This is a genomic window from Micromonospora sp. NPDC049497 (assembly GCF_044465805.1).
Classification (GTDB): domain Bacteria; phylum Actinomycetota; class Actinomycetes; order Mycobacteriales; family Micromonosporaceae; genus Micromonospora.
Genome location: NZ_JBITMC010000001.1, coordinates 169,857 through 183,074 on the forward strand (window position 1 = coordinate 169,857; position 13,218 = coordinate 183,074).

The window sequence follows — 13,218 nt, forward strand, 5'->3', positions numbered from 1 at the left end:
CCCTTCCTCTACCGGAGACGTTAAGAAGGGGCCCTTCCTTTCAGTCGACGCGCAGGCGGTAGCCCCGCTTGACGACGGTCTGCACCACCCGGGGCGCGCGCAGCCCGGCGCGCAGCCGGGCGACCGCCATCTCCACCGCGTGCTCGTCCGCGCCACGCGGCAGGGTCCGCAGCAGGGCGGTACGCGACAGGACGCGCCCGGGGGCGTCGGCCAACGCCCGGAGCACGGCCATCGGGGCCGGCGCGAGCGGTCGCAGCTCCCCGTCGACCACGGCCGCGTGGCCGCGCAGGGTGAGCAGGTGACCGGCCGCCTTCAGCGTGACGGTGCGTCGGGGCAGTTCGTCGACGAGCGTGCGGACCAGGGCACCCAGCCGGGCCCGGTTCGGCGCGCTGACCGGCACGCCCCGACGCAGCAGGGGCTCGGCGGTGACCGCGCCCACGCAGGCGGCCAGCACGTCGCCGTGGAACGCGTCGAGCACCGCTTCGGTGCGGTCGCCGGCGCTGCGCAGGAGCGCCTCGGCGGCCGGTGCGGAGGTGAAGGTGACCGCGTCGACCAGCCGCCCGGTGACCAGGTCGATCAGCCGGTGCAGGGGCGCCGGGTCGGTGGGCGGGGCCCACCGGTAGACCGGCACCTCGATGACGGTGGCACCGGCGTCCTCCAGCGCCATCGTGCACTCCGGCTGCCGCTCGCCGTGCAGCTGCATGGCGATGACCTGCCCGGCCACCCCGCGCCGGCGCAGGTGGGCGACCACCTCGTCGCAGCTCTCCGACGCCGGGGACCACTGGTCGTGCAGGCCGGCGGCCCGGATCGCCCCACGGGCCTTCGGGCCGCGCGCCACCACGTACGCCTCGCCGAGCACCGAGCGCAGCGGCTCGGCCAGCCCCCAACCCTCGGCCGCCTCCAGCCAACCGCGCATGCCGATGCCCGTGTTGGCCATCAGGATGTCCGGCGGCCGGTCGAGGCAGGCGCGGGTCGCCTCGCGCAGCTCCGTGTCGTCGGCCAGCGGCACGATCCGCAGGGCCGGGGCGAGCACCACCCGCGCACCCCGCCGTTGCAGCAGCGCGGCCAGCTCGTCCCGCCGCCGGTCGGCGGTGACCCCGATGGTGAAGCCGGCCAGTTCGTCGCGCATCAGGTCTCCTGTCGCAGCCGCACCTCGACCAGACCGTCCCGGCAGCGCACGTCGTGCCGGCCGACGGAGAGCCCCGGCAGGTCGAGACAGTGCCCGGTGCGCAGGTCGTACACCTGCTTGTGCAGCGGGGAGGCGAGTGTCGGCACCCCGCTCCGGCTGCCCACGATCCCCCGGGAGAGGACGTACGCGCCGGTGACCGGGTCCCGGTTGTCGACGGCGAAGAGCCCGTCGGCGGTGCGGAAGAGGGCCACCTGCACCCCGTCGACCAGGGCGGCGACGCCCCGGTCGGTGTCCAGCCGGTCGAGTGGGCAGACCGTCGTCCAGGTCAGCGTCGTGGGGGTGATCGTGATGGTCATCGCCGTACCTCCGGCATTCCCAGGGCGACCGGCGTCGTCCGCGCCACGGCGGGCACCGGTTGGCCGCGTTCTTCGGTGAAGGTGATGGACGGGTCGGGTACGTCCGGCGCGTTGACGAAGGACGTGAACCGGCGCAGCCGGTCCGGGTCCTCCAGCACGTCCCGCCACTCGTCGGAGTACGTGGCGACGTGCCGGGCCATCGCCTCGTCGAGGTCGGCGCACAGCCCCAGCGAGTCGTCCACGATCACCGCCCGCAGGTGGTCGAGCCCGCCGTCCATCGCCTCGATCCAGGCGGCGGTGCGCTGCAGCCGGTCGGCGGTGCGGACGTAGTACATCAGGAACCGGTCGATCAGCCGGACCAGTGCTTCGGTGGACAGGTCGGTGGCGAACAGGTCGGCGTGCCGGGGCCGGAAGCCGCCGTTGCCGCCGACGTAGAGGTTCCAGCCGGTCTCGGTGGCGATGATCCCGAAGTCCTTGCTCCGCGCCTCGGCGCACTCGCGGGCGCAGCCGGACACCGCCGACTTGAGCTTGTGCGGTGCGCGCAGGCCCCGGTAGCGCAGCTCCAGGGCGATGGCGAGCCCCACCGAGTCCTGGACGCCGTACCGGCACCAGGTCTCGCCGACGCAGGACTTCACGGTGCGCAGCGCCTTGCCGTACGCGTGCCCGGACTCGAAGCCGGCGTCCACCAGCCGGCGCCAGATCTCCGGCAGTTGCTCCACGCGGGCGCCGAACAGGTCGATGCGCTGCCCGCCGGTGATCTTCGTGTAGAGCTGGAAGTCGCGGGCGACCTCCCCGATGACGATGAGCTTCTCCGGGGTGATCTCGCCACCGGGGATCCGGGGCACCACCGAGTAGCTGCCGTCGCGTTGCAGGTTGGCCAGGAAGTGGTCGTTGGTGTCCTGCAACGACGCCTGCTCGCCGTCGAGCACGTGGCCGGTGCCGAGGGAGGCGAGGATGGAGGCGACCACCGGCTTGCAGATGTCGCAGCCGCGACCTCGGCCGTGCTCGGCGATGAGCTGGGAGAAGGTCCGGATGCCGCGCACCTGGACGATCTCGAACAGCTCCCGCCGGCTGACGTCGAAGTGCTCGCACAGCGCGGTGGACTGCTGCACCCCGGCCGCGTCGAGGAGCTGCTTGAGCATCGGCACGCACGATCCGCAGCTCGTGCCGGCCCGGGTGCACGCCTTCAGCGCGGGCACGTCGGCGGCACCCTCGGCGATGGCGGCGTCGATGTCGTCGCGGGTGACCGCGTTGCAGGAGCAGACCTGCGCGGTGCCGGGCAGTGCCGCCAGGCCCGCGCCCTCCGAACCGGCAGGCGCGAGCAGCGCCAGCGGGGGACCGGGCAGCGGGCCGCCGACGCTCGCCCGCAGCGTCGGGTACGCGCTCGCGTCGCCCACCAGCACACCGCCGAGCAGGGTGGACGCGTCGTCGGAGAGGACCAGCTTCGCGTACACGCGGGTGGCCGGGTCGGTGTACGTCACGTCGAGGCAGCCCGGTGTCGCGCCGTGCGCGTCCCCGAACGAGGCCACGTCCACCCCGAGCAGCTTCAGTTTCGTGGCGGTGTCCGCGCCGGGGAAGGTGGCCGCGCCGCCGACCAGCCGGTCGGCGACCACCTCGGCCATCGCGTACCCGGGGGCGACCAGGCCGTGGCAGATGCCGTCCACCGCCGCGCACTCGCCCACCGCCCAGACCCGCTCGTCGGCCGTCCGGCAGGTGTCGTCCACCAGCACCCCGCCGCGTGGGCCGAGCGGCAGGCCGGCGGCCCGCGCCAGCTCGTCGCGGGGACGGATGCCGGCCGCCACCACCACCAGGTCGGCGTCGAGGACCGTGCCGTCGGCCAGCTCCAGCCCGGCCACCGTGCCGTCCGGGCCGGACTGCAGGGCGGTGGTGGCCACCCCCAGGTGGCAGCTGACGCCCAGCTCCTCGACGTAACGACGCAGCAGCGCCCCACCGGCGGTGTCGATCTGCGCCGGCATCAGCCGGGGCGCGAACTCCACCACGCTCGTGGTCAGGCCGAGCAGGCGCAGCGCGTTCGCGGCCTCCAGTCCGAGCAGCCCGCCGCCGATCACCGCGCCGGTCCGCCGGTCCCGGGCGTGCTCCCGGATCGCCGCCAGGTCGTCCAGCGTCCGGTAGACGAACACCCCCGGCAGGTCCGTGCCGTCGACCGGCGGGACGAACGCGGACGAGCCGGTGGCCAGCACCAGCGCGTCGTACGGGTGCTCGCCGGTCGCCGTCGTCACGACCCGCCGCGCCCGGTCGACGGCCGTGGCCGCCTCGCCGAGGCGCAGGTCCACCCCGTCGTCCGGGGTGTGCAGGTTCAGTTCCTCGGCGTCCACCCCGTCGAACCACGCCGAGAGCCGCACCCGGTCGTACGCCGGCCGGCTCTCCTCCGCGAGCACGGTGACCCGCCAGCGGCGGTCCGTGTCGCGGGCCCGCAGCGCGTCGACGAAGCGTTGTCCCACCATGCCGTTGCCGACGACGACCACTCTGCTGAACTCGCTCATCGCGCCACCTCCACCGAGTCGACGTCGGACAGCCAGCCGACGATTCCCGCGACGGCGTCCCGGCAGCTTCCGCAACCGGTGCCGGCCCGGGTCCCCGCCACCACGGCGTCGACCGTCCGTGCCCCCGAGCGCCAGCAGGCCACCAGCGCTCCCTTGCTGACGTTGTTGCACTGGCACACCGTCGCCGCGTCCGGCATCAGTGCCGGGGTCGCGGCGGGTTCGGCCGGCGCGACGCCGAGCGCCCGGCCGAGGAGCAGCGCCCGCCGGTCGGAGGGCACCGGCTGCCCCCGGTCGAAGAGCTGGATCACCGTGCCGACCGCCGGGTTGTCGCCGAGCAGGATCGCGCCGGTCAGCCGTTCGTCGGTGATGCGCAGCCGCGCGTAGGTGCCCCGCGCCGGGTCGGCGAAGGTGAGTTCCTCGCCCTCGCTGTCGCCGTCCGTGCCGCCCGGGTCGCCCATGGCGGCCAGGTCGATGCCGGCGGCCTTGAGCCGGGTCACCGGCGGACGCGGGCGGTAGCGGGCCAGCGGATCCTCGCCGGTGAGCACCTGCGCCACCACCCGGGCCTGCGCCCAGGCCGGTGCGACCAGCCCCGTCACCGTGCCGTCGTGCTGCACGCAGTCGCCGATCGCCGAGATGCGCCGGTCGCTGGTGCGCATCCGGTCGTCGACCAGCACACCCCGTTCCACCGCCAGTCCGGCGGCGGCGGCGAGCGTCGTGTCGGGGCGTACCCCGCAGGACAGGACCAGGAGGTCGGCGTGCAGCGACCGGCCGTCGGCGAGGTCGAGCCGGACGCCGTCGGCGTCCGCGGCGACCGCCGTCGCCGCCACGGCCAGGTGGGTGGTCACCCCGAGGCCGGCGAGCGTGCCGGCGAGCACGGCCGCGCCGGCCGGGTCGAGCTGCCGCTCCATGAGGTACGGCACGGGGTGCACGACGGCGACGTCGAGCCCCCGGGCGGCGAGCCCCCGCGCGGCCTCCAGACCGAGCAGCCCACCGCCGAGCACCAGGACGCGCCGGGCGCCCTCGGCGACGGCGAGGATCCGCCGGCAGTCGTCGAGGGTGCGGAACGGCACGATACGCGGCGGCAGCTCGGGCCCGTCCAGGCCGGGCAGCGGCGGGACCAGCGCGCGGCTGCCGGTGGCGAGCACCAGATGGTCGTACGCGATCCGGTCGCCGTCGTCGGTCGCCACCGTGCGGGCGGCGCGGTCGATCGCGGTCGCGGTGACTCCGAACCGCAGGTCCACGCCCTGCCCGGCGACCTCGGCCAGCTCCACGTCCGGCTCGCCGATCTTCCCGGCCAACAGGGTGGAGAGCATGATCCGGTTGTACGCCCGGTGCGGCTCCGCCCCGAGCACCGTGACCTTCCGGTCACCGCCCCGGGCGTGCAGCTCGCTGGCGAGCCGGGCACCGGCCATCCCGTTGCCCACGATCACGATCTTTTCGCTCACGACTCTCCCACCCTCTCCACGCGGACGGCGCAGATCTTGAATTCGGGCATGCCGGAGACGGGATCGACGGCGTCGTTGGTGACCGAGTTGGCCCGCGCCGCGCCGCCCCAGTGGAACGGTGCGAAGACGGTGTCCGGGCGGATGGCCGGGCTGAGCCGGGCCGGCGCCACCATCTCGCCCCGCCGGGAGACCACCCGGACCGGCTCGCCGTCGGCGACGCCGAGCCGCTCGGCCAGGTCGGGGTGCAGCTCGACGAACGCCTCGGGTGCCGCCCGGCGCAGCGCGGGGACCCGCCGGGTCTGGGTGCCGGACTGGTACTGCGCGAGCACCCGGCCGGTGGTGAAGTGCAGCGGGTACGCGGCGCAGACCTCCTCGGCCGCCGGCCGGTGCTCGACGGCGTGGAAGCGGGCGCGCCCGTCCGGCGTGGGGAACCGGTCGGCGAAGAGCCGGGGCGTGTCCGGCCCGTCGGTGTCCGGGCAGGGCCAGAACACCCCGTCGGACTCGTCGATCCGCGCCCAGGTCACCCCGGCGTAGTCGGCGGTCCCGCCGGCTGACGCCCGCCGCAGCTCCTCGAAGACCGCGCGGGGATCGGCGGCGTCCGCGGTCCTTCCTCGCGCCGACAGGCGGTGGGTGAGGTCGGCGAGGATCGCCAGGTCGGTACGGACGCCGGCCGGGGGTTCCCGCAGCGCCCGACGGCGCAGCACCCGGCCTTCCAGGTTGGTCATCGTGCCGTCCTCCTCGGCCCACTGGGCGGTGGGCAGCACCACGTCGGCCAGCGCGGCCGTCTCGGAGAGCAGGAAGTCGGCGACCACCAGCAGGTCGAGGTCGCGCAGGCGGCCCTCGATCCGGGCCGCCCGGGGAGCGGAGACGACCGGGTTGGAGCCGAAGACCAGCAGTGCCTTCGGCCCCTCGTCGGTGCCGAGCGAGTCCAGCAGCTGGTACGCGGGCACACCCGGACCGGGCAGGTCCTCGGCCGGTACGCCCCAGACCCGGGCGACGTGCGCGCGAGCGGCGGGGTCGTCGATGCGCCGGTAGCCGGGGAGCTGGTCGGCCTTCTGGCCGTGCTCCCGCCCGCCCTGCCCGTTGCCCTGCCCGGTGAGGCAGCCGTAGCCGGAGCCGGGGCGGCCGGGCAGACCGAGGGCGAGCGCCAGGTTCACGAAGCCACTGACCGTGTCGACGCCCTTGGCGTGCTGCTCCGCGCCGCGCGCGGTGAGGATGATCGCCCGTTCGGCGGTGCCGAGGGCGCGGGCGGTGGCCTCCAGGTCGGCCACCGGCACCCCGGAGAGCGCCTCGGCGCGGGCCGGCCACCATCCGGCGACGCTGCGGCGTACCGCCTCGAACCCGGTGGTGCGGGCGTCCACGTACGCCTTGTCGACCCAGCCCTCGGTGACGGCGACGTGCAGGAGTGCGCTGGCCACCGCCAGGTCGGTGCCGGGCAGGGGTTGCAGGTGCAGGTCGGCCTGCCGGGCGGTGGCGGTGACCCGGGGGTCGACGACGATCAGCTTCCCGCCGCGCTGCCGCTGCTCGGTGACCCAGCGCATCAGCGGTGGCATCGTCTCGGCGGGGTTCGCGCCGACGAGCAGCAGGGTGTCGGCCCGGCCGAGGTCGGCCAGCGGGAACGGCAGGCCCCGGTCGACGCCGAAGGCGCGCATCCCGGCCGCCGCCGCCGAGGACATGCAGAACCGCCCGTTGTAGTCGATGTGCCGGGTCCGCAGCGCCACCCGGGCGAACCTGCCCAGCGCGTACGCCTTCTCGTTGGTGAGGCCGCCACCGCCGAAGACGGCGACCGCGTCCCGGCCGTGTCCGGTCTGGACGGCGCGGACGCCGGTGACGATCCGGTCCAGCGCCTCGTCCCAGCTCGCCGGGCGGAGCTCTCCGCCGGGCCGGTCGCGGACCAGCGGGGTGGTCAGCCGCTCGGGGTGGTCGAGCAGGTCGGCCGCGGTCCAGCCCTTCTGGCACAGGCCACCACGGTTGGTGGGGAACTGCCGGGCCGTGACGGCCGTCCGGCCGTTCTCCACGCGCAGGGTCATCCCGCACTGCAGCGCGCAGTATGGGCAGTGCGTCGCCGCCTCCCGGGGTGTGTCCCCCTGGGCAGTCGCGGAGCGTGCACCGTCTGTCATGCCCGTGAAGCGTGCCGCCGGGCGGTTTCCGGACCGGGTCTCGTCTGTTTCGGTCCTGTCAAGAGCACCTCACACCGCACGGGAGCTGGAGGAGGCTCGGATTGGTCTATGATGTGAGACAAACTTCTCGCATTCTGGGAGCAGGTCATGAGTGTGGCGGCGGCGTTCGACGCGGTGGCGGGGACCTACGACGGGGCCCGGCGCCGGCTGGTGCCCTGCTTCGACGCCTTCTACGGCACGGCCGTCGAGGTCGCCGCGCCGCCGCTGCGGGCCGCGCTCGCGTCGGGGCGTGCGCCCGAGGTGCTGGACCTGGGCGCGGGCACCGGGCTGCTCTCCCTGCTGCTGGCCGCGACCGTCCCCAGGGTGCGGCTGACCCTCGTCGACGCCGCGCCGGCGATGCTCGCCGTCGCCGCCGACCACCTGGGTTCGCGCGGTGTGACACACCGGACCGTCCACGCCGACCTGGCCGACCCGCTGCCGTCCGGCCGCTACGACGCGGTGGTCTCCGCCCTGGCCATCCACCACCTCGACGACGACGGCAAGCGGGACCTCTACCGGCGGGCGGCCGACGCGCTCGTGCCGGGCGGGGTGTTCGTCAACGCCGAGCAGGTCGCCGGTTCCACGCCCGCCCTGGACCGGCGGTACGACGAGGTGTGGACCGACCGGATCACCGCGCTCGGCTCCGATGCCGACGAGATCGCCGCCGCCCGGGAACGGATGCGGCACGACCGTCCGGCACCCGTCGCCGAACAGTGCCGGTGGCTCGGCGAAGCCGGCCTGGTCGACGTCGACTGCTTCTTCAAGGACTGGCGGTTCGCCGTGTTCGGCGGCCGGCGCGAAGATGCCCCACCGGGGGAATGACTAACGGTCATACCGGGGGTAGTCTCACCGGCATGACTGCCAAGGTGACACTGTCGTTCTCCGACGAGACGATCGAGGAGGCCCGGCGGTTCGCCAAGCGCGAGGGCCTCTCCCTCTCCGCCTGGATGGACCAGGCCGCCCGGGAGAAGGCGCTGCGCGAGGTCTTCGCCGCGCACGCCGCCGTCGTCAACCGGGCCGGCGCCGCCCTGGAGGCCGCCGCCCTCGCCGACGCCCGCGAGGTGGGCATGGTCGACGACCTGCTCTCCGGTGGTCGCCCGCGTGCTGCGTAGGGGTGAGGTCTGGCGCATCGCCGGTGCCCGGGAGCGGCTGGGACTGGTCATCAGCTCCGACGTCTACAACTCCACGGACGTGCCGATCGTCATCGTGGCCGAGGTGGTCCAGGAGTCGCTGCTGCGGGACTCGCCGCTCGCGGTGCCGATGGGCGCGTACGTGGTGATGCCCGACCGGCTCTCCTCGCCGATGAAGAAGTGGTTCACGGAGTGCGTGGACGTCGCCGACACCGAGACCATGCAGCGCGTCGCGCGAGCGCTGCGCATCCTGCAACAGCTCTGACATCTCACCGTTCGTTCCGGCCGCAGGTGCGATCTCCGTTTCCGGAACGACGCGCGACGGGCACTGTCGGGTAATCCCGGATTCCTAGCGTTCCTCCAGGTCACCGACGAGGAGGAACCGCCGTGAGCACAATTGCCCCCGCCGTCACCCAGGTGCCGGCCGCGACCGGCCGCCGGCACCGCATCGAGGACTGGCGGCCCGAGGACCCCGACTTCTGGCGTACGACCGGCGCGCCGATCGCGCGGCGCAACCTGTGGGTTTCGATCTTCGCCGAGCACATCGGGTTCTCGGTGTGGAGCCTCTGGTCGGTGACCGTGCTCTTCCTCGGCCCCGCGTACGGCATCGACCCGGCCGGGAAGTTCCTGCTCACCGCCGTGCCGGCCGCGCTGGGCGCGGTGCTGCGGTTGCCGTACACCCTCGCGGTGGCCCGATTCGGTGGACGGAACTGGACCATCGTCAGCGCACTGATGCTGCTCGTGCCGACCATCCCGATGGCCGTCCTGCTGGAGCCCGGCGTCTCCTACAGCACCCTCATGGTGCTCGCCTGCCTCACCGGTGTCGGCGGCGGCAACTTCGCCTCCTCCATGGCGAACATCAACCTCTTCTACCCGCAGCGACTCAAGGGCCGCGCACTCGGTCTCAACGCCGGTGGCGGCAACCTGGGCGTGCCGGCGGTGCAGTTGGTCGGGCTGGCGGTGCTGGCCACCGCCGGTGCCGCGTACCCCCGCCTGGTCCCGGCCGTGTACATACCGCTGATCGTGCTGGCCGCGCTGGCCGCGTCGCGGTGGCTGGACAACATCCCCGGTGCGCGCAACGAGCCCGGTGCGCTGCGCGAGGCCGCCCGGGACCCGCACACCTGGATCATGTCGCTGCTGTACATCGGCACCTTCGGCTCGTTCATCGGCTTCGGCTTCGCGTTCGGCCAGGTGCTCCAGCTCCAGTTCGCCGACCGCTTCCCGACCCCGGTCGACGCGGCCTGGCTGACGTTCCTCGGCCCGCTGGTCGGCTCGCTGATCCGCCCGGTCGGCGGCCACCTCGCCGATCGGCTCGGCGGGGCGCGGGTCACCTTCTGGAACTTCGTGGCCATGGCGGCCGGCGCCGGCCTGGTCCTCTACGCCGCCCGCGAGCGCTCCTTCCCCCTCTACCTGATCGGATTCCTGTCGCTCTTCGTCTTCTCCGGGATCGGCAACGGCTCGACGTACAAGATGATCCCGGCGATCTTCCGGGCCCGGGCGATGGAGGCGGTCGACAACGGCCGACGGGAGCCGGAGGCCGCGCGGCGCTGGTCGATCCGGATGACCGGGGCGCTGATCGGCATCGCGGGAGCGGTCGGCGCGTCCGGCGGCGTGCTGGTCAACATCGCCTTTCGGCAGTCGTTCCTGACCCGGGGGAGCGCCGACGCGGCGTACGTCGCCTTCATCGCCGCGTACGCCGTCTGCTTCGCCCTGACGTGGCTGGTCTACCTGCGGCCCGGCCGTCGTGCGCTGCCCGGGGTGTGATGCCGGTAACGTTCCTCGGCAGGTCAGGCGTGGCGGGACCCCGTTTTGACCTGCCGACGGGGCTGCGGGTATCGTTGCCTGCTGTTGTACGACATCCAGAGGCGTGCCGCCTGAGGTACGCTTGGTCGTTCGTGCGCGCTGGTCCGGCCTGGTACTTCCGGTCACCTCGGCGCGCGACCCCAGACCGACGACGAGACAAGGTAGACCTGTGCGTACGTACAGCCCGAAGCCGGGTGAGATCGAGCGTCAGTGGCACGTCATCGACGCCTCTGATGTCGTGCTGGGCCGCCTGGCCACCCACGCCGCCACGCTGCTGCGCGGCAAGCACAAGCCGACTTTCGCGCCGCACGTCGACACGGGCGACTTCGTCGTCATCGTGAACGCGGGCAAGGTCGCGCTGACCGGCAACAAGCGTCAGCAGAAGATCGCCTACCGCCACTCGGGTTACCCGGGTGGTCTGAAGCAGGTCGGTTACGACGAGCTGCTGACCAAGCGTCCCGAGCGGGCCGTCGAGCTGGCCGTGAAGGGGATGCTCCCGCACAACAAGCTCGGCCGTCAGCTCATCAAGAAGCTGAAGGTCTACGCCGGTGCCGAGCACCCGCACGGCGCGCAGCAGCCGGAGCCGTTCGAGATCAAGCAGATCGCGCAGTGAGCGCGGGCGAGGAAAGCAGCATGACCGACATCACCGTCACCGAGGTCGCCCCCGAGGCCACCGAGGCGCCGGCGCCCGTCGCCCGCGCGCCCCGTGGTGACCGGCCGATCCAGACCGTCGGCCGCCGCAAGGAGGCCATCGTCCGGGTCCGCATCGTCCCGGGCACCGGCAAGATCACCTGCAACGGCCGTGACCTCGAGGCGTACTTCCCGAGCAAGGTGCACCAGCAGCTCATCAAGGACCCGCTGGTCACCGCCGAGAAGCCCGAGGCGTTCGACGTGATCGCCAACCTGCGGGGTGGCGGCACCACCGGTCAGGCCGGTGCGCTCCGCCTGGCCATCGCCCGGGCGCTGATCGTCAACGAGCCGGACGACCGCCCGGCCCTCAAGAAGGCCGGCTTCCTCACCCGGGACGCCCGGGTCAAGGAGAGCAAGAAGTACGGCCTCAAGAAGGCCCGTAAGGCTCCCCAGTACTCGAAGCGCTGACCTTCAGCGTCGCGTTGTACTTCTGACGGACGGCCGGACCGCCTCCCCACGACGGGAGGTGCTCCGGCCGTTCCGCTTTTTCTTCCATCGGCGCACTTCATCGGAGGTTGGCGGGTATGGGCCGGTTGTTCGGCACGGACGGCGTACGCGGACGCGCGAACGCGGATCTCACGCCCGAGTTGGCGCTCGCGGTGGCGGTCGCCGCCGCCCACACGCTCGCCGAGTCGGACCGGAGTCATCCCCCGCTGGCCGTGGTCGGCCGGGACACCCGCGCCAGCGGCGAGATGCTGGAGGCCGCCGTGGTGGCCGGGCTCACCAGCGCCGGCGCGAACGTGGTCCGGGTCGGCGTGCTGCCCACCCCGGCCGTGGCGTTCCTCACCGCCGAGGCCAAGGCGGACCTGGGCGTGATGCTGTCCGCGTCGCACAACCCCATGCCCGACAACGGGATCAAGCTCTTCGCGGCCGGCGGGCACAAGCTGCCGGACGAGATCGAGATGAAGATCGAGGCGGCCGTCGAGGCGAACGCCACCACCGCCTGGGAGCGGCCGATCGGTGCCGGCGTCGGTCGGGTGCACGACCTGCTCGACGGCGCCGACCACTACGTGCAGCACCTGGTGGGCACCGTCGGTCACCGCCTGGACGGGATCAAGGTCGTCGTGGACTGCGCCAACGGCGCGGCGGCCGAGGTGGCCCCGGTCGCGTACCGGGAGGCCGGCGCGGAGGTCGTCGCGATCTACGCCGAGCCGGACGGCCTCAACATCAACGACGAGTGCGGCTCCAACCACCTGGAGGCGCTGCGCGTCGCCGTGGTCGAGCACGGCGCTCACCTGGGCATCGCCCACGACGGCGACGCGGACCGCTGCCTCGCGGTGACCGCCGACGGTGACGAGGTCGACGGCGACCAGGTCATGGCCATCCTCGCCCTCGCCATGCGGGAGGCCGGCACGCTGACCGGGGATACCCTCGTGGCCACCGTCATGAGCAACCTCGGCCTGCGTCTGGCGATGTCCCGGGAGGGCATCCGGCTGGTCGAGACCAAGGTCGGCGACCGGTACGTCCTGGAGGAGCTGCGCGCCTCCGGGCTGGCGCTGGGCGGGGAGCAGAGCGGTCACATCGTCATGCCGGCGTACGCGACGACCGGCGACGGCGTCCTCACCGGCCTGCACCTGATGTCCCGGATGGCGGCCACCGGGAAGTCCCTGGCCGAGCTGGCCGGTGCCATCACCCGGCTGCCGCAGGTGCTGATCAACGTGCCGGTCGGCGACCGCACCGTCGGGGCGGCGGCGCCCGCCGTCCGGGCCGAGGTCGAGCGCGCCGAGGCCGAGCTGGGCGAGACCGGGCGGGTGCTGCTGCGCCCGTCCGGCACCGAGCCGCTGGTCCGGGTCATGGTCGAGGCCGCCACCGAGCACACCGCCCGAGAGGTGGCCGAGCGCATCGCCGAGCAGGTCCGTACCGCCAGCCCGGCGGTCTGACCCGCCAGCCCCGCCATCGTCAGCCACGAGCCGACAACTTCGGGGAAGATGTCCCCTTCCGCGCAGCGAAGCCAGCACCTTCCCCGAAGTTGTCGCCCGTGAGCGTCCGCGTGGTTCGTGGT

The 13,218-nt window shown here is 73.5% G+C and carries 12 protein-coding genes; 7 read left to right on the plus strand and 5 right to left on the minus strand.

Annotated elements, in window-relative coordinates:
- Positions 1–40: 40 nt before the first annotated feature.
- The 5 genes from ACIBR0_RS00790 to ACIBR0_RS00810 are packed head-to-tail and all read right to left on the minus strand — an operon-like array spanning position 41 to position 7,554.
- Positions 41–1,129 carry a uroporphyrinogen-III synthase gene (locus ACIBR0_RS00790; protein WP_396711871.1) on the minus strand — a complete coding sequence of 363 codons (1,089 nt, stop codon included), beginning with the start codon at positions 1,127–1,129 and terminating at the stop codon, positions 41–43.
- Positions 1,129–1,485 carry a nitrite reductase small subunit NirD gene (nirD, locus tag ACIBR0_RS00795; protein ID WP_396711873.1) on the minus strand — a complete coding sequence of 119 codons (357 nt, stop codon included), beginning with the start codon at positions 1,483–1,485 and terminating at the stop codon, positions 1,129–1,131. The genes ACIBR0_RS00790 and nirD overlap by 1 nt, the downstream gene beginning before the upstream one ends.
- A complete protein-coding gene (gene nirB, locus ACIBR0_RS00800) occupies positions 1,482–3,989 on the minus strand; it encodes a nitrite reductase large subunit NirB (RefSeq protein WP_396711875.1) in 2,508 nt (835 codons plus the stop codon). The genes nirD and nirB overlap by 4 nt, the downstream gene beginning before the upstream one ends.
- Positions 3,986–5,434 carry an FAD-dependent oxidoreductase gene (locus ACIBR0_RS00805; RefSeq protein ID WP_396711877.1) on the minus strand — a complete coding sequence of 483 codons (1,449 nt, stop codon included), beginning with the start codon at positions 5,432–5,434 and terminating at the stop codon, positions 3,986–3,988. The genes nirB and ACIBR0_RS00805 overlap by 4 nt, the downstream gene beginning before the upstream one ends.
- Positions 5,431–7,554 (minus strand): molybdopterin oxidoreductase family protein, encoded by a 2,124-nt coding sequence (locus ACIBR0_RS00810; protein WP_396711879.1) that lies wholly within the window; start codon positions 7,552–7,554, stop codon positions 5,431–5,433. Before ACIBR0_RS00810 ends, ACIBR0_RS00805 begins: the two co-directional genes overlap by 4 nt.
- Positions 7,555–7,701: 147 nt before the next feature.
- Between ACIBR0_RS00810 and ACIBR0_RS00815 the strand changes: the two genes are divergently transcribed.
- The 7 genes from ACIBR0_RS00815 to glmM all read left to right on the plus strand — a co-directional run bounded on the left by ACIBR0_RS00815 (position 7,702) and on the right by glmM (position 13,096).
- Complete coding sequence (locus ACIBR0_RS00815) at positions 7,702–8,415, plus strand: class I SAM-dependent methyltransferase (protein WP_396711881.1); 714 nt, start codon at positions 7,702–7,704, stop codon at positions 8,413–8,415.
- Positions 8,416–8,447: 32 nt separating this feature from the next.
- The gene (locus tag ACIBR0_RS00820; protein ID WP_396711882.1) at positions 8,448–8,705 is read left to right on the plus strand and encodes a DUF6364 family protein; all 258 of its coding nucleotides are present in this window, start codon (positions 8,448–8,450) and stop codon (positions 8,703–8,705) included.
- On the plus strand, positions 8,683–8,988 hold the full coding sequence (locus ACIBR0_RS00825; RefSeq protein ID WP_396711884.1) for a type II toxin-antitoxin system PemK/MazF family toxin: 306 nt from the start codon (positions 8,683–8,685) through the stop codon (positions 8,986–8,988). Before ACIBR0_RS00820 ends, ACIBR0_RS00825 begins: the two co-directional genes overlap by 23 nt.
- A gap of 122 nt (positions 8,989–9,110) precedes the next feature.
- Positions 9,111–10,487 carry an MFS transporter gene (locus ACIBR0_RS00830; protein ID WP_396711886.1) on the plus strand — a complete coding sequence of 459 codons (1,377 nt, stop codon included), beginning with the start codon at positions 9,111–9,113 and terminating at the stop codon, positions 10,485–10,487.
- A 208-nt stretch (positions 10,488–10,695) separates the two neighbouring features.
- Positions 10,696–11,139: a 50S ribosomal protein L13 gene (gene rplM, locus ACIBR0_RS00835; protein ID WP_357030392.1), complete on the plus strand. Its 444-nt coding sequence runs from the start codon at positions 10,696–10,698 to the stop codon at positions 11,137–11,139.
- Positions 11,140–11,159: 20 nt separating this feature from the next.
- Positions 11,160–11,624: a 30S ribosomal protein S9 gene (gene rpsI, locus ACIBR0_RS00840; RefSeq protein ID WP_357030390.1), complete on the plus strand. Its 465-nt coding sequence runs from the start codon at positions 11,160–11,162 to the stop codon at positions 11,622–11,624.
- Between the two features lie 116 nt (positions 11,625–11,740).
- Positions 11,741–13,096 (plus strand): phosphoglucosamine mutase, encoded by a 1,356-nt coding sequence (glmM, locus tag ACIBR0_RS00845; RefSeq protein WP_396711888.1) that lies wholly within the window; start codon positions 11,741–11,743, stop codon positions 13,094–13,096.
- The last annotated feature ends 122 nt before the right edge of the window (positions 13,097–13,218 follow it).